Below are 19,811 nucleotides of genomic sequence, written 5' to 3' on the forward strand. Positions count from 1 at the left end.
GTGTCGTGCAGCGACTCCAGCAGGTAGGCGGCGGTATTGGCCAACCGCGCGTCCGCTTGGGTGTCCGGTCGCCGGGTCCACGCCAGGTAGTCAAGGAAGACCGGCCTGGTCACCGCGGACGGTTCCGGTGATTCGTCGTCGCGGGTGAGGAACCGGGCGAGCTGGCGGGTGGCGCGCACCCACTGGGTCAGCGTGCCCCAGGCCAGGGTGGCGGTGGTGAGCTGCCGGCGTGCGAGTTCTTTGACCGCGTCACGCAGCCACGGCACGGTCACCGTCGACCAGTCCACGGCGGTGTGTGTCGATCCGGATTGGGTGGCGTCGAGAACGAATTCGAATCCGTCTCGCCAGTGCCAGTGGTCGTCGGCCCACGGGTCCGGGTTGGTGGCGCCGTCGAGGAGTCGGAAGAAGCGCCGAATGTAGGGTGCGCACAGGGAGTCGAACGAGCTCGCGTGCGGCCAATGCTGCCGGCACAGCAGAAGCCACTCGCCGGCGGGTCGCTCGGTGAGGGAGTCGGTGATCCGGCCGTCGGCGGTGTCGATGAGCACCATCAAGAAGCGGCGGAGGCTGGTGTTGGGGGTCCAGTCGCCGCGGCGCACCTTGGTGGCGACGACGAACCGGATCTCATCGGCCGCGATCTGCGGTAGCCGCCGGAAGTCGACGATCTGGGCCGAGAGGTGGCCGCGCGGGGCGCCGACGGGTTGGGCTTCGAAGGTTGCCCATGCGGTGAAGTCGGCGGGCTGGCCGGCGCGGAACCATTGGAAGTAGTGCGCGTAGCACAATCCGCGCCGCTCGGCGCCTGCGGAGTGGGGGCCGCCCAGCCAGTACCGCTCGCTGTTGCATGCGTCGACGGCGCAGGGGTCCGCCGCCTGGCGGCGGCGGTCTCCGGCCGGTTCGACCACCTGCCACGTCGGCTGACACCACGGCCCGTCGGGTACCCGTAGCGGCGAACGGCGGCCTCTGCGCGTGGAGTCAGGGTGGGAATCAATGTTTCTCATGGCCTGCCTCGCGCTGCGGTGGCGCCCACACCAGCTGCTCGGTGCGGCGCAATCGGTCTGCCAGATCGTCGCTGGCGAGGTGGATGTAGACGTCGGCGCTGGCGGCGTGCGACTGGCCAAGCCGGGCAGCGATCTCAGCCGACGTCCATCCGGCCTTGGCCAGCGCAGTTGCGTGGGTATGGCGCAGCATGTGTGGGTGCAGCCCGTCAAGGCCCGCTACGGAGCCGATGTGCTCGATGATCTGGTAGGCGTTCGAGTACGACAGCGGCCCGCCGACCGGGGGCCGGGACAGGTTGACGAACACGTAATCGCTGTCCAGGTCGGAGATCTCACTGAGGAGGTAAGCGGCGTACAGGTCGAAGAACCGGCGGGGCGCGGCCACCGCGAATTGCGCTCGCTGCTTTGACAGCGCCCCGTTGGCGTTGTCCTCCCGGCGGCACACCTGCACTCGCTTGCGCATCGGGTCCAGGTCGGCGTGCCGTAGGCCTAACGCCTGCCCGACCCGCAGGCCCAGGTCATAGAGCGCGGAGAGCAGCAGCCGGTCGCGGTGGGTCGACGCCGCCGCCAGCAACGTCGCGAAGTCGGCCTCGAAGTCGATCAGCTGCACGGTCTCTGCCGGCTGCTTGCCCGGCCGGGTCAACCGGGAGACCGCGCTGGGGTGGCGTTGCTCGATGTGGGCCAGGAAGCTGTGTGCCCGGCGCGGGAGCCGCGACGGGTTGCGGGTCAACACCAGATCCTGCGGTCCGCGGCCTTCGACGCGGTGGAACTCGTAGAACTCGCGCACGGCCGCGCTCACCGCTTTGACCGTTCCCGGCGCCCGGCTACCGGACCGGGTCGGCAGCGGGGGCAAACCGGCCGACAGCGCCCCCACGAAATCACACAGTGCGTCGAATACTACGGCGTCCCAGTCGATTCCGCGTGCGCCCAGCCACCGGTAGAACAAGCTCAGGTGGCGCGCATACGAGCGGACGGTGTTCTGCGACCGGCCGATCGCACGCAGCCAGTGCAGGAACTGCTCGACCTCCCCGACCGGTAGGCCTGAAGCGTCTACGACCGTCCACGACGCCCGTCCGTGGATGGTCACCGGTGCCGCCTTCACTCGGCATCCCGGGTTTCCTCGGGGCGCCGGGGCCGCACCTGGATGTCGGGCCGCAGGTCTTCCTGCGGTTGGCGGGCCGGCATCGGCGCGGCTGCGGCGGTGTCGGCAGGAAGTGCCCCGGGCAGCCACTTCATGTCGCGCTTGCGCCACGTCGCGTATTGGGCCTGCACCTTGGCCATCGGAACCTCGAAGCGGTCCCAGTCGACGCCCGGCGCGCTGACCCAGATCCGGCGGATATGGGTGTCGGTGACGATGTCGTAGTCCCAGGTCAGCTCGCAATGGGTGGGATCGCCGATCAGGCCCAGGGTCGCCGAATCCTGGGTGAAGAACGCGGTCCGCCGCGGGGTGGTCGGTTCCATCTCGTTGTGGTGGATCATCATGTGCGTCTTGCCGCGGCTGTTGATCTCGGGCCAGCGGTAGGGCTTGACGACCGTGTGTCCGGGTGGATGCATGCCGCGGGTGCTCAGCCACACATCGGTGCCCGCCGCGACGGCGGCCGCAACATATGTGCCGCGCCCGAGCCCTTGCATCACGGTTCGCAGATGTGCGGAGTGCCGGGCCGACAAGGCGTTCCAGTCATCGACGGCGGCCAGCAGCATCGCCCCCACCCCGACCGCCACCTGGTTGAGCAGCCGTCGGGCCTCCTTGCGGGAGACCGGACGGTCGGGTGTGTTGGGTTGATCCATCGGAGCTGTCACGACCCCGCCTTTCAGCCGAAAACCTTGCATAGAATCGTGCGGACCGGGGTAAAGTTTGAGGCCGGAAGACACGCCGATCGCATACGGAGCAGCCGGTCTGCAGGCGTCACGGGCTGGAGTTGCGCTATCGTCACACCAGCCACACACGCCCCACGTCCGTTAGTGGGCGTGAACTGGGAAAACGCAGATCAAACGGTGTTTCTGCGCGAATTCGCGGCGGCGGCGGGCTAGTGTCGAAAGACAGCACCGAGACGGTTGGGGAGGCGATCTGTGACGGCACCGGACCCGTACGACGACGCGGCGAACAGCGTGATGGTGCAGTTGACCCGGTTGTCGCGTGGGTGGTCGAAAAAGCGCCTGGCCGACGAGGCCGGGGTGTCGGCCTCGCACGTCAGCAGGGTCGAGGCGGGGCTGCTGCCCCTGGCAGGGAAGGCCTTGCTCGACTACGCGCAGGCCATGGAATGCCGCCCGGAAGCGCTGTGCGTGCCCTTCACCCGGTCCCCGGCCCAGGGCAGCCACTTCCGGGCCAACCTGAGTGCGGCCGAGTGGAAGCGTGACCGCGTGTGGGCGCGCGCGAATCTTGTCGCGATGCGGATCGGCCGCCTGGTGTCCCGCGCCGACATCAACCCCAAGCTTGCGCTTCCCGATCTCGACCCGGCCGACTACGCCTCCGAGCTCGGAGAGATCACCGTCGCCCAGGTTCTGCGCCGCCTGTGGCGCGTCGCCGGCCCGATCCGCTCGATGACCGAATTGCTCGAAGCCGCAGGGGTGTTCGTTGTGGTCGATGGTTTCCTCGACGACGAGATCGACGCGGTGACCCTGCGAGCAAGCGAGTATCACCCGCACCTGGTGTACGTCAACGCGGCCCGGCCGCCCGACCGCATGCGGATGACGCTGGCCCACGAACTCGGCCACCTGGTCATGGATGCGATGACGCTGGTCAGCCCCGCCGAGGCCGAGCGGCGGGCCAACAGTTTCGCCGCCGAGTTCCTCGCCCCCATCGCCGACATCGGCTTTGACTTGGACCGCGTGTCAGTGCGGGCCGTGCATGAACTCGATGAGCTGCGCCTCACCTGGGGTGTGAGCGCGTCGTCGCTGGTCGTGCGGGCCCGCGAGCGAGGTGTGCTCTCCGACTACCAGTACCGCTCGATGTTCCGGCTGCTCAACGAGACCGGCCGCATGTATGGCCCCCGCCCCGGCGTGGCCGAGGAGATGCCCCGTCTCGTCGGCGACGTACTCGGCCAACTCGCGGCCGGCGGCTACACCGCCAGTGAACTCGACGACATTACGCTGCTCACCGGCGCGCAACGCGGCGCGCTCTTCGGCGTAAGCGACAGGCCCGGCGCCCGGCACCTCACGATGGTCTAAACACCGGGCGCGATCGTGGGCTGGAATCGCACCCCGGTCCGCGACGAGCAGTGGAAAGCGCCGGTCCACTGGACCAAGCAGGGGCAAGCCCTTGAGCAGGACCACGCCGCAGGCGGCCGCCGATGCCGTGTGGTGAACGACAGTGGTGGTGCGCTCGGACGGGTCGTCCTGCGGCGCAGATACCTGCGTATCTACGCCGAACTGCGGTGGCAGACCAACAACAAAGAATGCAGCACGTACCTCTGCCAGGTATCAGGCAAGAGCCGAAGCGCAAACCTGGCGGCCGCCTGGCGGCGAGCGCACAGTCTCGGCCTGACCGCTGCCGGCCGTGACGCAAAGGCGTGATAAGTCATCGGCAAACACCACACCTTGCTGACCTCCTCGCCTGGCTGGTTACGCGATGGATGATGCCGGTGGTCAACGCGATATCGCGGAGGCGGCTACTTCGGCCACCGGATCATGGTCCCGGCCTGGCTGTGCCAGTGGTTTGGTGCGCCCGGCCCGGACACCGTTGGCGATGACGACGATTTCGGCGAGTTCGTGCACCGCGACGACCGCGGCCAGGCCGAGCACACCGGTGAGGGCGAGCGGGATGAGCACTGCGATCAATCCCAGTGAGAGGCCGACGTTTTGGAGCATGATGCGCCGGGCTCGCCGCGCGTGGGCCAGGGCCTGGGTGAGGTGGCGCAGGTCTTCACCCATGAGGGCGACGTCGGCGGTTTCGATGGCCACGTCGGTGCCCATCGCACCCATCGCGATCCCCAAATCGGCGGTGGCCAGAGCGGGGGCGTCATTGACGCCATCACCGACCATGGCCGTCGAGGAGCGTTGGCGCAGTTGACCGATCAGCGCCGCCTTGTCTTCGGGCCGCAGATCGGCATGCACCGTATCGATCCCCACCTGGCGGGCCAGGGCTTGGGCGGTCGCTTGGTTGTCGCCGGTGAGCATGGCGACCTGATAGCCGCCGCGGCGCAGGTGTTCGACGACCTGGGCGGCTTCGGGCCGCAGTTCGTCGCGCACCGCGACCGCCCCAATGACCTGACCGTTGTCTTCGACCAGCACGGCGGTGGCGCCGGCGGCCTGCATGGCCGCGACGTGTTCGGACAAGGGTCCGGGGTCGAGCCAGCCGGGGCGCCCGAGCCGTAGCCGGTGGCCGTCACGGTGGCCGAGCAGTCCGGCCCCGGTCACCGCCTCCACATCCTCAGCTGGTTGGACCGGCCCCTCGGTGGCGGCGAGAATCGCTGCAGCCAGCGGGTGTTCGCTGCGGGCCTCCAACGCCGCCGCCACATCTAACACGTGGTCGCGGCTGTTGCCGTTGGTGGTGGCGACGTCGATGACGGTGGGCTGGTTGGCGGTCAGGGTGCCGGTCTTGTCTAGCGCGACGGTGCGCACCGCGCCGAGGGCTTCCAGCGCGGCGCCGCCTTTGACGAGGACGCCGAGCTTGGAGGCGGCGCCGATCGCGGCGACGACGGTGACCGGCACCGAGATGGCCAGCGCGCACGGGGAGGCGGCCACCAGCACGACCAGGGCACGTTCAATCCACACCAGCGGATCACCCAACACGGAACCGATGGCGGCGATCAGCGCGGCCGCGACCATGATCGCCGGAACAAGCGGTTTGGCGATGCGGTCGGCCAGGCGCTGGCTGGCGCCCTTGCGGGACTGCTCAGCCTCCACGATCGCCACGATGCGGGCCAACGAGTTATCAGCAGCGCTGGAGGTGACCTCGACTTCGAGCACCCCGGTGCCGTTGATCGATCCGGCGAACACATCACTGCCGGGTCCGGCCTCCACCGGAACGGATTCGCCGGTGATGGCCGAGACATCCAGTGCGGTGCGCCCCGAGGTGATGGTGCCGTCGGTCGCGACCCGTTCGCCGGGCTTGACCAGCATCCGGTCACCGACCCGCAACTCCGCTGGCGGGATGGTGATTTCGGCGCCGTCGCGCAGGACGGTGGCCTCGTCGGGCACCAGCGCCAACAACGCGCGCAGTCCCCGGCGGGTCCGGGCCAGTGAGTATTCTTCGAGGCCCTCGCTGATGGAGAACAGGAACGCCAGCATGGCGGCTTCGCCGACCTCGCCGAGGATCACCGCGCCGATGGCAGCGATCGTCATCAGCGTGCCGACCCCGATCTTGCCTTGCGCTAACCGGCGCAGCGTCGAGGGTACGAACGTGTAGGCCCCGATCGCCAACGCCAGCGCATACAGGCCGATTTCGACCACATGGGGGCCGCCGGACCAGCCGACCGCATAGCCGGCCAGCAGCACCACCCCCGCGGCTGCGGCCGCGCGTAGTTCGGTGATCTCCCAGAGCCGTTCGGGTTCCTGCTCGCCTTCGTTGCGGTCGTCGCTGCCGCAGCCGCACGCCTCGCTCATCGCGCTACCTTCCGTTCAGTCGGGTGGCCGTAGTTGGGGCACAAGGCGACGGCGTTGCCGGTCGCCTCCAACACCGCCTCGGCCTCGCGAAACATGTCCAGCAGTTCCGGCCGGGCCAGCCGATACACCGAGGCGCGGCCCTGGGGCCGGAAATCCACCAGCCCACAGTCGCGCAGGCACGCCAGATGCGACGACACCGTCGATTGCGCCAATCCCAACTCACCGGTCAGATCCACCACCCGAGCCTCACCACCAGCTAGGCGGCGGGCGATCGCCAACCGGGTGGGATCGGACAGACTGTGAAACAACGCCACCGCCCCCGCCAACTCGTCGCGCGATGCACTCGGCGGCGCAGCACCCATACTTTTCATCGACATATCGCGATGATAGCCTACAACATAGATTGATCGGAATTAGTCGATGACAGCGCTTGCGATTGATGAAGGCTGAGGTGGCGCGGTGAAGCTCAACACCATCGAACGGGCAGCGATGAACAACCCGATTCGGGCTGCCCATCAACACCATCGGGAAGCCGCATGGTTTCGCCGCCTCGCCGGTGGCGACCTCACCGGCCAGGACGTACTCGAGACCGGCTGCGGACGAGGTGTCGGCTCCGAAGTCATCCTCGACCGGCTCCAGGCCCGCCACGTCACCGCATTCGACCTCGACGACACCATGGTCGAGCTCGCCCGCAAACGCCTCCATCACAGGCCCGTATCCCTGTCAGTCGGCGATGTCTGCGACATCCATCAGCCGACCGCCAGCCACGACACCGTCGTTGACTTCGGCATCATCCACCACGTCCCGCACTGGCAGCTGGCCGTCGCCGAGATCGCCCGAGTGTTGCGCCCCGGTGGGCTGCTGTTGTTCGAGGAAGTTCCACGCCGCATGCTCGACACCTGGGCGTTCCGCACATTCACCGTGCACCCACGCGAAAACCGCTTCGAGTCAGACGAATTCGCCGCTGAACTGGCCCGCCACGGCCTGCACGGCACCGCCCGCATCGAACACCACCTTCGCGGGCTCCTCTTCATCGGGGCCGCCCGAAAGATCTGACCTGCCACCCCCGCGACCACGAAAGCCGACCACGATGTCCGCGATGTACGCCATCATCGCCTTGCTCCTCGTCGCGGCTTTCTGGCTGCTCGACGGCTACGTGCGAGCCCGTATTCAACGCCATCGCACCGGCGACAGCGGCATCCGCATCCCTCGCACACCCAAACAGTGGTGGGCCCGAGGAACCCTGGCCTCCGGCATGCTGCTGCCCGGCATCGCCGCCCCCATCGCCGAACTGCTGGGCCTGCAGCCAGTGCCACTGTTGGACCACGGGCCCAGCCGCGTCGCCGGCATCATGCTCGCCGCACTGGGCGTGTTCGCCGCGTTCGGCGCCCAACGCGCAATGGGATCTTCGTGGCGCACCACTGTCGACCCCACCGAACGCCCGCCACTGGTCACCACCGGCATTTTCGCGATCGTGCGCAACCCCATCTACACGTCGATCAACGTCATGGTTATCGGACTAACCTTTGCGGTTCCCAACGGTATTGCACTCGCCGGCGTCGTGATGATCATCATCGGTAGTCAACTGCAGGTCCGCCTGATCGAAGAGCCCTACCTCACCGCCACCCACGGCCAGGCCTACCGCGACTACTGTGAGGCTGTCGACCGGTTCCTGCCCGGCATCGGGCGGATCAGACGGGCGTAGTGTCACCGCCGGCCGTACCGACCAAAGGTGGAGCCACGGGGAATCGAACCCCGATTTGAGCCTTGCAAAGGCCCCGTTCTACCGTTGAACTATGGCCCCGTCATGGATATGACCGTGGCGGTATCACCGCTGGTCACACCCACTTTCATCTACCTCTCCTAGAGATAAGAATCGAACTGGTGGTGCGGGTGCGTCCCACCAAGGTCGTGGCGGGTTTCGACATCAGCAACTAACCGTCGGCGGGCTCGGCAGCCTCCGCCTGCTCGGAGGCCGGCTCCGGGGCATCGGCGGCTTCCGCCTGCTCGGAGGCCGGCTCCGGGGCATCGGCGGCTTCCACCTGTGCGGGGGCCGGCGCCGGGTCTGACCCGGCCATGATCTCCGGTAGCTGCTCGGCCAGGTACTCGGCGAGCGACCTGATCGTCGGGTAGTCGAAGACCGCGGTAGCGCTGATCGTCAGCTTGCCTCCGAACTGCCCGAGCAACCGGTTGCGGAGCTCGACCGCCATCAGCGAGTCGGTGCCCAGGTCCAGGAACAGGCTGGTGGCCGCGGGTGGCTGGGCCAGCCGAAGGAAGCTCTGCACCTCCTGCTGCAGGTACTCGGTCAGGAAGTCGGCCCGCTGCGATTCCGGTATCTCCTGCAACTGGCGCAGCAGCTCGCTGTCGCCCTGGGTGGCCGCGACTGCACTGGGCAGCACGTAGTCGAGTATCGGCGGACGGGACCCGCCGAGCACCTTTGCCGTGCGCTGCCAGTTGGCCTTGATCACGGTCGCCTGCCCGGTCCCCTCGGCGAAGAGCTCGCCGAGGGCACTCAGCGCGGCCGTGGGGTCCAGCGGAATCAGGCCCTGCGCGCCGAGATTGACGCGCGCGGCGTGCGATGCGGCCATGCCGCCCTTCGCCCACGGCCCCCAGTTGACGCTGGTCGCGGTCAGGCCCTGCGCATTGCGGTCGGCGGCAAGGCCGTCCAGCAGCGCGTTGGACGCCGCATAGTTGGCCTGCCCCGGAGAACCGAGAACGCTGGAGATCGACGAGTACATGATGAAGAAGTCCAGGTCGTCGTTCATGGTCAACCGGTGCAGGTGCCACGCGGCAAAAGCCTTGGGCGCCAACGTAGTCCGGATTCGCTCATGACTCTGCTGAGGCAGCAGGGCGTCATCGAGCAGACCCGCCAGATGTGCCACGCCGGCCAGCGGCGGCAATTCGGCGCGGATCCGCTCCAGCAGTTCCGCGACCTGTGACTCGTCACCGACGTCGGCACCGAAGATGTGGATCCGGCACCGGTAGCGCTCGGTGATGGCGTCGATCGCCTGCTGCGCCTCCGTGTCGGGCAGATGCCGGCTGGTCAGCACGATGTCGCCGGCTCCCAGCTGAGCGAGATAGGAGGCGGTGTGCAGACCCAGCGCACCCAGACCGCCGGTGACCAGGTAGGTCCGATCACCGCGTGGGGCAAGCGGACTGGGCATCTGCAGCACGATCTTGCCGATGTGCCGCGCCTGCTGCATGCGACGGAACGCCGTCTTGGCTTCGGTCAGCGGATAGATCTCGGCGTGCAGCGGTTCCCACTCCCCGCTGCCCAGCCCGTCGGACACCTCGCACAGCAGCCGGTGGATGTGCTCCGGGTCCGCCATGATGGTCCCGTCCAGCGCCACGATCTCGTAGTCGATGTCAGGTCGCACCGCCGCCATCTGCTCGGGTGTCCAGATGTCGCGCTTGGCGATCTCGGCGAACCGGCCGTTCTGGGCCGTTGCCCGCACGGTCGCCTCGAGGAACCCCTCATTGGTCAGGCTGTTGAGCACGACGTCAACGCCGGCGCCGTCCGTGTCGGCCAGAATCTGGTCCGCGAATTCCGTTGTCCGCGAGTCGTACACGTGCTCGACACCAAGCTCGCGCAGCATCGCGCGCTTATAGGTGCTGGCGGTGGCGAACACCGTCGCACCGCACTGGCGCGCCATCTGCACCGCGGCCAGGCCGACGCCGCCGCTGGCGGCGTGCACCAGCACCCGGTCCCCGGGGCGCAGCTTGGCCCAGTCGAAGGCCAGGCGGGCTGTCAGCGCCGCCGCCGGTATGCTCGCCGCGGCGATCGCACCCAGGCCCTTGGGCACCGGGGCCACCAGCTGCGCCGGCACGTTGACCCGGCTGGCGAACGCGCCCTGCATGAAGCCGAAGACGCGCTGGCCGACCTCGACTCCGGTGACGCCCTCACCCAATTCGGTGACGATGCCGGAGAAGTCGCCGCCGATCGGCCCCGGATCGCCGGGATAGAGACCCAGCACGTTGAGCACGTCCCGGAAGTTCAGACCGGCCGCCTCCACCCGGACCTGCACCTGGCCGGCAGCCGGAGTGGTGACCTCCACCTCGGCCAGGCGGAGGTTGTCGATGGCACCGCGTTCGGTCGGCGCCAGGACGTAGTCGGTCCCGCGTGGCACCGAGAGATGCCCGCCGCGCGCCCACGGCAGCAACCGCGATACCAGGAATTTCCCTTGCCGCAGAGCGAGTTCGGGTTCGCTGGCGGGTGCGGCCAGCAGTCTGGCGAGCCACCGTACGGCGTCCTCGGACCCGTCGTGGTCAACCAGCCGGCAGCGCAACTGCGGCTGCTCGGCGATGACGGTGCGCCCCAGCCCCCACAACGCCGCCTGCACCGGGTCGACCGGCTCGCCGGGTTCGGTTGCCACCGCCCGCTCGGTGACGACCCACAGTCCGCCAGGCAGTTTCAGGTCCTGCTGGCCCAGCGCCGTGCGCACCAGAGTCAGCAGCCGGTCGAGTTCACCTTCCAGCCGTCCGGCGAACTCCGCACTGGACTCCTCGGCACGCGGTCGCCGGCCACTGCGCCAGACGATGCCGGAGACCGGCGCACCACGCTCCTGGGCCTGCGCGAACAGCTGCAGCCAGTGCTCCGCGTCGACAGTGCCGTCGGCGCGCACGCTGTCCGGTATGACGGCCGCAAGCTCGTCGAATCCGGCGATCAACCAGGTGTCGGCATTCTCGGCCGCTCCGCCCTCGGCATCCGACGCCGGCGGCGGCACCTCGTTCCAGCCGAGGGTGTAGAGCAGACGGGTGGCGTCGCCGCCGAGCCCGCGCAGCAACGCCTCGCGCGGTGCACGCTTCACGGTGAATTCGCGAATGCCGCCCAGCAGGCGCCCATCCCGGTCCACGAAATCGAGGTCGAAGACCTGCGTCTCGCTGTCCAGACCGCCTGCCTGCCAGCGTGCGCGGCAGTAGAACCGCCGTGGCATCCGCTCGCTCAGCATCACCCGGCCGTACCGCAGCGGCAGGAACAGGTCCGCGACGCCGTGCTCGGCGGCCAGCAGCGCCGGGAACGCGGGGAAGGCGACCCCGGTGCACAGGTCCAGCAGCACCGGGTGAATCGGCTCGCTGCCGAGTTGCTCGGCCAGTTCCTCGCCGATGGCGACATCGCCGATGGCCTCGCCGTCGCCGACCCACAGCGCCTTGAGAGATGTGGACCACGTTGGGCCCCAAGCCAACTCCATGTCGGCGAAGGTGTCGAACAATTGCTGGGTCTGGGTGCGGCTCAACCGCTCGGTCGCCGCCTCGATGGAATCCGCCGCCTCGGTTGCCGGCTCGTCCTCGACACCGCTCAGGACGGTGCCGTCGGCGTTCAGCGCCCACTCCGACTCGCGGACGCCATAGGGGCGACTGTGTACCCGGAACGTCCAGCCGCCGCCGTCCTCGAGCGGGTGCAGGGTCAGCTGAACCTCACGAGAGCTCTTGTCGGGCAGGATGATCGGCTCATAGAAGAAGACGTCCCGCACGTGCGCCGGAGTGCCGACGGCGGCCAGGGCCATCGCCGCGTAGGTCGCGCCGGGCACCACCACCGTGCCGTAGATGACGTGATCGGACAGCCAGGGTTGCGTCTTGACCGAGAGCCGACTGGTGTAGACGGCGTCGCCGGACGCGAGATCCTTTGCACTGCCCAGAATTCCCGACACCACCGCGCCGTCGCCAGGGGTGACGCCGGAACTCTTGGGCCAGAAGTGGCGGCGCTGGAAGGGATAGGTGGGCAACTCGAGCCGGTGCCCCGGCCGCCGGTAACGGGCGGCGAAGTCCGGCCGATGCCCGGCGACGTACGCAGACGCCAGGGCTTCGGAGATCTGCCGGCGGGCATCGGCGCCCTTGCGCAGCGAGACGATGGCGCGCGGCGGCGCCGCATGTTCCGGCCAGACCTGCACCGCGGCCGCGGTGAGAACCGGTTGCGGGCCGATCTCCATCAGCACCGTGCATCCCAGTGCCGCCACCGTGCGCACGCTGTCGGCGAACTGTACGGGCTGACGCGAGTGGCGGCGCCAATACTGGCCGTTGAGCGGGGTTTCCGCGGTGAGGACCGTGCCGGTGCGGTTGCAGACCAGCGGCAGCGTCGGCACAGTGAACTCCAGCCCCGCCGCGTACGCCTCGAACTCGTCGAGCACCGGGTCCAGCAACGCCGAATGGAAGGCGTGGCTGGTGTCCAGCCAGGTGCACCGAATGCCTTCTTCGTTGAACGTGGCGACGAGCTGTTCGAGATCCGCACCGGGACCTGACAACACGGTGTTGGGGCCGTTGTACGCGGCGACCGACACCTGCGCGGACCCGCTGGCGACCTCCTCCACGTGGCGCGCGTCGGCGAAGATCGCCACCATCCGCCCGCCCTCGGGCAGGCTGCCGAACAGCCGGCCCCGTTCGGCCATCAGCCGCGCCCCGTCCTCGAGGCTGAACACTCCGGCCACACACGCCGCCGCATACTGGCCCACGCTGTGCCCGAGGACCACGTCGGGCTCGATGCCCCAGGACTGCCACAGCCGAGCCAGGCCCATCTCGATCGCGAACAGGGCCGGCTGGGCAAAGGAGGTGTGCCGCAACGTTTCCGCAATTTGGCGATCGCTGGCGAACAACACCTCCAGCAAGGGGCGCGGCAGCATGCCGTCGATCGCGTCCGCGCAGCGTTGCACAGTTTCGGCGAACAACGGCTCGGTGTCGAAAAGCTCGCGGGCCATGCCCGGGTACTGGCTGCCCTGGCCGGTGAACAACCACGCGGTGGTCGGCGGGTCGCCGCACACGCCACGCAATACGCCGGGGCGCAGCCTATTTGCGGCAAGGTCTTCCAACAGGTCGCGCGTCCCCGGTACCGGCGCTGTACCGGAATCCAGCACCAGCGCACCCCGGTGTTCGAAATGCGAACGGCCGACACCGGCGGTGTAGCAGACGTCGCTGATGTCGACGTCCGGGTGAGCGTCCAGCCAGGAGGCGTATCGCTGCGCCATTGAGACCAGAGCCTGCTCGGAGCGCGCGGACAACGGCAGCACATGCACCGGGCCGTCCGCGACCTCGGCGGACGCGTCCGCCGGCGCCGGCGGGGCCTCCTCGATGAGGACGTGCGCGTTGGTGCCCGTGAACCCGAAGGAGCTGACACCGGCGCGGCGCGGCCGGCCGTTGCCGTGCCACGGGGTCGGCTGATCGACGACGCGGACCGGGAGCGAACTCCACGGGATATGCGGCGAGGGGTTCTCGAAATGCAGGTTGCGAGGCAGCACTTCGTGCTGCAGGGACAGCACGATCTTGATCAGACCCGCGACCCCGGCGGCCGACTCCAGGTGGCCGATGTTGGTTTTCACCGAACCCATCAGCAGCGGGTGGTTCGGGTCGCGCCCCGCGCCGTAGGCCGCCGCGGCGGCCTGCACTTCGATCGGGTCACCGAGCGACGTGCCGGTGCCGTGCGCCTCGAGGTAATCGACGTCGGTGCCGGCCACCTGGGCCCGCGCCAGAGTCGCGGCGATAAGCCGTTGCTGCGCACCACCGTTGGGCACCGTCAGGCCACTGGACGCGCCGTCCTGGTTGACCGCGCTGCCCCGGATCACCGCCTGGACCCGATCGCCGTCACGCACCGCGTCGCTGAGCCGCTTGAGCACCAGGATGCCGCAGCCTTCACTGCGCACGTAGCCGTCGGCGGCGGCGTCGAACGTCTTGCACCGGCCGTCCGGGGACAGCATCCGGGCGCGGGAGGCCGCGATGAGGGACGCCGGGCTCAGCAACACGTTGACCCCGCCGGCCAGCACCAGATCGCAGTCCCCGGAGCGCAGCGCCCCGCAGGCCTCGTGCACAGCCACCAGCGACGAGCTGCAGGCGGTATCCACCGCCACGGCCGGCCCCTCCAGCCCGAGCGCGAAGGCAACCCGGCCGGCGATGGCGTTGAGCGCGTTGCCGGTGATGAAGTGGGCTTCGATGCTGTCGACGGACTCGGCCGTCAACAGGTGTGAATACTCGTTGGCCGCCACCCCGACGAAGATGCCGCTTCGGCTGCCGCGCAACGACGCCGGCGAATAGCCGGCACGTTCCAGGCCCTCCCAGGCGATTTCGAGCATCAACCGCTGCTGCGGGTCCATCCACACGGCTTCGCGCGGCGAGATGCCGAAGAATTCGGGATCGAATCCGTCGATCCCCTCGAGGTAGCCCCCGCAGCGGCTGTAGATCTTGCCCGGCGTCTCTGGATCCGGGTCGTAGTACTCGTCGACGTCGAAGCGGTCATCCGGAATCTCGCGGATCGCATCGACCCCGTTGGCCAGCAGCTCCCAGTACGCCTCCGGATCGTTGGCGCCCGGGAAGCGGCAGGCCACCGCGACGATCGCGATCGGCTCGTCCACGGCGCTGGCGGTCGCCGAAGTCGCCACGGGTGTAACGGTTTTCGCCGTCGCCGGAGCATTCAGCCGCAGCACGTCGGTAAGCAGATAATCCGCCACGTCGACCAGACGTGGGTAGTCCATCGCCAGCGTCGCCGGCAGCGATTTGCCCACGCCGTGCTCGACCCGGCGCCGCAATTCGACGGCCATCAGGGAATCCATGCCGAGGTCGAAGAACCCGGCCTCGTCCCGAATCTCCGCGGCATCGACCCGCGTGACCTCCGCGACGACGTCGCGCAGGTAGTCCACGACCAGCTTCTTGCGCTGTTGCACCGGGGCCACCGTGAGCTGCTCGACCAGCCGCGTGGTCCCGGAGGCCGTCACCTCCGGCTCGGTCTCGGGCAACTCCCGCGCGAGCTCGGCCAGGAATGGCCGCTTGCCGGTCTGCTGGTAGATCGGCAGGAAGCGCGCCCAGTCGATACGGGCGACCACTCCCTGGGCCGAGTGCGTGACGATGAGCTCGGCCATGCCGGCCAGTGCGTCGCCCGGCGCCAGGGTGACCACGCCGCGCTTCTTCAGCTGGGCGCGGGCCTCCTCGTCGGCCATGCCTGCCGACCAGGGACCGAAGTTGGCGCTGAGATAGTTCTGCGCGTGGTTCCGCCAGGCCAAGCCGTCGAGGAACGCGTTGGCCGCACTGTAGGCCGTCTGGCCGAAGCTGCCCCACACCGAGGCGATCGAGGAGGTGCTGAGGAAGAAGTCCAGCCGCATGTCCGCGGTAGCTTCACTTAAATTCCATGCGCCCCAGACTTTTCCGGCGAACACACGATCAACCTCGGCGTCGTCCAGGCTACGCAGCGGGGTGGTCCCGATCTCGCCCGCGGCGTGCACGATACCGGCCAGCGGCGGCATCTCGGCGCACACCATGGCGATCAGACGATCGACGTCGTGCGGGTTGGCGACGTCGGCCGCCACGATCCGGAATTCGCAACCGGTCTGCTGTTGCAGCGCGTCGATGCGCTGCCGGGTGTCGTCCTTCGGCGCCCGCCGGCCGGTCAGGACCAGGTGCCGGGCGCCGTGTGCGGCCAGATAGCCGGCGATTTCCAGGCCGACTGCGCCCAGCCCACCCGTCACCACGTAGGTCGCATCGGCGCGAAGCGCCAGCGGTGTTGCGGGCGGTGCGCCGGCACGCCGCGCCAGGCGCGGGACGTACACCGCTTGATCGCGCAGCGCCACCTGGTCTTCGGTCCCGCCCGCGGCGGCGTCGACCAGCCGCGACCATTCGTCGGCGCTGCCCGAAGACAGATCCGCCAGCCCGCCCCACACCTGCGGGTGTTCCAGCGATGCGGCCCGGCCGAAACCCCACAGGCTGGTCTGCACCGGCGACACCGCGTCGGTATCGGTAACCCGTTGCGCGCCGGAGGTCACCAGCCAGATCGGGTGGCGGACTTCGGCGGCCGCCGCGGTGCGGAAGAGACGCCGCGCTCCGCCCAGTACCCGGTGCTGCATCCGCAGCAACGACCGCATCGAAGGCGCGGTGTCCGTTTCGATGGCCGAGAGCACCAGGATGCGCAGCGCAGCCCCGTCGGCGGCCGCCTCGCGCAGCAGCTCTTCCAGTCGTTGTTCGTCGGCGTCGGACCCCGGTAACCCGAGAACGCGGTGCTGATGCCCGCGCGCGGCCAGCACGTCCACCAGCGGCCGCACCGCCTCCGCATCGTCGGCGATGAGCAGCCAGGACGCATCCGCGCCGGCCGCCGGCACAACCCGCTTCTCCCAACGGATCTCGTACCGGTCCCCGGCGATGGACTGAGTCTCACGCTGCTGATTGTGTTGCGCCGCAAGCCTTGTCAGCACATCCACGGTCTGCTGGTTGCCACCCGCCCCGTCCAGTAACGCGGCGAGTTCGTCGATCCGGCCGTCCTCGAGAAGCCGGACGGCTTCGGTGCGCAGGCCCGCCGACCGGTCGGTCTTGACGGTCGGCTGAGCTCGGTTGTCCCGGAACCAGTACTGGCGGTGCTGGAACGGGTACGTGGGCAAATCCAGCTTGCGCCGCGGTCCCTGCTGCAGCGCGCCGAATCGGGGCAGGTGTCCGGCGACGTAAGCGTCGGCGACGGCTTCGGTGAGCTGACGGCGCTCGTCGCCGTTGCGGCGCATCGACGCGATCGCGCGCGGCGCGGTCGACGGGTCCGGCCACGCCCGCAACGCTGCCGCGGTCAACACCGGTTGCGGACCGACTTCCAGCAGCAGCTTGCAGCCGAGGTCGGCCAGGGTGGCGACACTCTTGGCGAACTCCACCGGCTGGCGGGCATGCCGGCGCCAGTACAGGCCGTCCAGTTTCACCTGCCGGCCCAGCGCCGCCCCCGTCCGGTTGCAGACCAGAATCCGTTGCGGCGAACGGAATTCGAACCGGTTGGCATAAGCCTCGAATTCGTCGAGGGCCGGGTCCAACAGTGCCGAGTGGAACGCGTGGCTGGTGTCCAGCCATTCGCAGCGCACGCCGTCGGCCTGCAGCCGGGCCACCGCCCGGCCCAGCTCCTCACCCGGCCCGGACAGCACGGTGTTGGCGCCGTTGTAGGCGGCCACCGACAGACGTGGGAACTCTTCGGTGAGGCTTTCCACCCGCTCGCTGTCGGCGAACACCGCCGCCATCCGCCCGCCGGACGGCAGCGCTCCGAACAAGCGGCCCCGCTCGGCCAGCAACAACGCCCCGTCCTCGAGGCTGACCATGCCGGCCACGCAGGCCGCCGAGTACTGACCGACGCTGTGCCCCAGCACTACGTCGGGTTCAAAACCCCAGGACTGCCAGAGCCTGGCCAGGCCCATCTCCACGGCGAACAACGCAGGCTGGGCGTATGCGGTCTGGCGCAACATGTCCTGGCCGTCCGGGCTGTCCGTCTCGAAAATGACGTCCAGCAGCGGCCTTTCGAGCACATCGGCCACCACGGTCGCGCACCGCGTCAGCGTGTCGGCGAAAATCGGCTCGCTGTCGAACAATTCGCGGGCCATGCCGGGGAACTGGCTGCCCTGCCCGGGGAACAGCCACGCGGTCTTCGGCGGGTCGGCGCACTCACCGCGCACCAGTCCCGGCGCCGGGCGGTCGTCGGCAAGCGCAGCGAGCAACTCCCGGGCCGATTCCGTCGAATTGGCCACCAGCGCGGCGCGGTACTCGAAATGGGCTCGCTGCACGCCGGCCGAGAAGCTCACGTCGGCCAGTGCGGCCTCGGGGTGCTCGCTCAGCCAGCCGCGATACTGCTCGGCGAGCTGGATCAACGCTGTGGGGGTTCGCGCCGACAGCGGCAGCACGCTGAACCCTTGCGGCGCCGAATCGGGTGCGGCCTCGGCCTGAACCGGGCCCGCGGGTGCTTCCTCGAGGATGACGTGCGCGTTGGTGCCGGAGAAACCGAACGAACTGACACCGGCCAGACGCCGGCGGCCGTTGCGTTCCCAGGGGGTGGCCTCCTTGACGACCCGCACCGCCAGCCGGTCCCAGGGAATGTGGGGCGACGGGTCCCGGAAGTTCAGGTGGGGCGGCAACAGCTCGTGTTCCAGCGACAGGACGACCTTCATGATGCCGGCGATCCCGGCGGCGGCCTCCAGATGCCCGATATTGGTCTTGGCCGACCCGATCAGCAGGGGTGCCGCGCCCTCGCGTCCGGCCCCGAGCACGGCCCCGGCGGCCTGGACTTCGATCGGGTCGCCCAGCGACGTCCCGGTCCCGTGCGCCTCCAGATACCCGACGTCGGCCGGCGCGACGCCGGCCCGCTGCAGCGCCTCAGCGATGACCCGTTGCTGCGCAACACCGTTGGGCACGGTCAGACCGCCGGAGGCACCGTCCTGGTTGACCGCGCTGCCGCGGATGACGGCGCGGATCCGGTCGCCGTCGCGGATCGCGTCGGCAAGCCGCTTGACGACGATGACACCGCATCCCTCACCGCGCACGTAGCCGTCCGCGGCGGCATCGAAGGTCTTGCACCGGCCGTCCGGCGCCAGCATGTGCGCATGCGAGAAGGTGATCATGGTCGCCGGGCTCAGCAGCACGTTGGCACCACCGGCCAGCGCGAGATCGCACTCACCCAGCCGCAGCGCCTGGCATGCCTGATGGATCGCCACCAGCGACGAGCTGCACGCCGTATCCACCGTGACCGCCGGTCCCTGCAAACCCAGCCGGTAACTGATGCGGCCCGCCGCCGCGGCCGCCGCCGTCCCGATCGCCATGTAGGCCTCGATCTCGGGATAGTCCAGTTCGTCGGAGGCCATGCCCAGGTAATCGTGGGTGGAGAGACCGATGAAGACCCCGGTGTTGGTATTCGCCAGGGCCGTGGGCGCGGTTCCCGAGTGCTCCACCGCACGCCACGCCGTCTCCAGCAGCAGCCGGTGCTGCGGGTCCATCAATCTGACCTCGCGTGCCGACAGCCCGAAGAAGGGAGCGTCGAAGCCGGTGACATCGTCGATGAAGCCCGCGCGCCGGGTCACCACCTTCCCGGGCGCATCGGGGTCCGGGTCGTAGAACTCGTCGGCGTCCCACCGCTCCGGTGGCACCTCCGAGACGGCGTCACGCCCCTCGCGCAACAGGTCCCAGAACTCGGCTGCATCGCCGGCGCCCGGGAAGCGGGCCGCGTAGCCGACTATCGCAAACCCGGCTGGCGGCGCCGTCACCTCTGCATCGGCGGTTGCCATGCACTGTCCTCTCTAGCTTGGCCGGTGGAGACTGGTTTCCCTCTGTGCCACGGCCCGGTCGAGCAGCAGACGGATCTCCCCCACCGCGATTATTACAAGCAGGAATGCGCCTCGCGCCGACATCGGGAAATTACCAGGTGGCGCGGCCGTCGTGCGCTCGGGTACCAGCCTTTACCATAGCCGGTGGCCGAATGCGAGTCGCCGCTCGCATTCCGACGTGGCCGGTACCGTGATTGCCGAAGCGGTTATCGTGTTATCGGCGCCGACCGCTGCCAGCGAAAGGTGGCGCGAC

Annotated in this window: 9 protein-coding genes, 1 tRNA gene and 1 pseudogene; 4 read left to right on the forward strand and 7 right to left on the reverse strand. The window is 69.0% G+C overall.

Annotated features, from left to right (window positions below; all coding sequences use genetic code 11):
* The 3 genes and pseudogenes from QXK92_RS19870 to QXK92_RS19880 form a co-directional block, all read right to left on the reverse strand.
* Positions 1-899 (reverse strand): annotated as a pseudogene (locus QXK92_RS19870) (site-specific integrase); the annotation flags it as partial.
* Positions 900-981: 82 nt separating this feature from the next.
* A complete protein-coding gene (locus tag QXK92_RS19875) occupies positions 982-2,079 on the reverse strand; it encodes a tyrosine-type recombinase/integrase (protein ID WP_231752584.1) in 1,098 nt (365 codons plus the stop codon).
* 11 nt (positions 2,080-2,090) lie between these two features.
* The gene (locus QXK92_RS19880; RefSeq protein WP_231752585.1) at positions 2,091-2,792 is read right to left on the reverse strand and encodes a hypothetical protein; all 702 of its coding nucleotides are present in this window, start codon (positions 2,790-2,792) and stop codon (positions 2,091-2,093) included.
* A gap of 270 nt (positions 2,793-3,062) precedes the next feature.
* Between QXK92_RS19880 and QXK92_RS19885 the strand changes: the two genes are divergently transcribed.
* Together QXK92_RS19885 and QXK92_RS19890 are read left to right on the forward strand one after the other, a co-directional pair.
* Positions 3,063-4,160, forward strand: coding sequence for an XRE family transcriptional regulator (locus QXK92_RS19885; protein WP_016895225.1), 1,098 nt, complete (start codon positions 3,063-3,065; stop codon positions 4,158-4,160).
* Positions 4,161-4,175: 15 nt separating this feature from the next.
* A complete protein-coding gene (locus QXK92_RS19890; RefSeq protein ID WP_016895224.1) occupies positions 4,176-4,505 on the forward strand; it encodes a hypothetical protein in 330 nt (109 codons plus the stop codon).
* Positions 4,506-4,577: 72 nt separating this feature from the next.
* Here QXK92_RS19890 and QXK92_RS19895 read toward each other — a convergent pair whose 3' ends face one another.
* Positions 4,578-6,536: a cation-translocating P-type ATPase gene (locus tag QXK92_RS19895; RefSeq protein ID WP_016895223.1), complete on the reverse strand. Its 1,959-nt coding sequence runs from the start codon at positions 6,534-6,536 to the stop codon at positions 4,578-4,580.
* Entirely contained in the window at positions 6,533-6,913 is a 381-nt protein-coding gene (locus QXK92_RS19900; protein WP_082658790.1) for a metalloregulator ArsR/SmtB family transcription factor, read from the reverse strand. Before QXK92_RS19900 ends, QXK92_RS19895 begins: the two co-directional genes overlap by 4 nt.
* 82 nt (positions 6,914-6,995) lie before the next feature.
* On the opposite strand from QXK92_RS19900, the gene QXK92_RS19905 reads away from it, so the two are divergent.
* Positions 6,996-7,592 carry a bifunctional 2-polyprenyl-6-hydroxyphenol methylase/3-demethylubiquinol 3-O-methyltransferase UbiG gene (locus tag QXK92_RS19905; RefSeq protein WP_016895220.1) on the forward strand — a complete coding sequence of 199 codons (597 nt, stop codon included), beginning with the start codon at positions 6,996-6,998 and terminating at the stop codon, positions 7,590-7,592.
* A 34-nt stretch (positions 7,593-7,626) separates the two neighbouring features.
* Positions 7,627-8,241: an isoprenylcysteine carboxylmethyltransferase family protein gene (locus tag QXK92_RS19910; RefSeq protein ID WP_016895219.1), complete on the forward strand. Its 615-nt coding sequence runs from the start codon at positions 7,627-7,629 to the stop codon at positions 8,239-8,241.
* A 28-nt stretch (positions 8,242-8,269) separates the two neighbouring features.
* Here the strand turns inward: QXK92_RS19910 and QXK92_RS19915 are convergent.
* Both QXK92_RS19915 and QXK92_RS19920 read right to left on the reverse strand, forming a co-directional pair.
* Positions 8,270-8,340, reverse strand: a tRNA-Ala gene (locus tag QXK92_RS19915).
* Between the two features lie 130 nt (positions 8,341-8,470).
* A complete protein-coding gene (locus QXK92_RS19920) occupies positions 8,471-19,519 on the reverse strand; it encodes an SDR family NAD(P)-dependent oxidoreductase (RefSeq protein WP_306244565.1) in 11,049 nt (3,682 codons plus the stop codon).
* Between the last annotated feature and the right edge of the window lie 292 nt (positions 19,520-19,811).

The organism is Mycobacterium sp. TY815, assembly GCF_030755135.1.
GTDB lineage: Bacteria > Actinomycetota > Actinomycetes > Mycobacteriales > Mycobacteriaceae > Mycobacterium.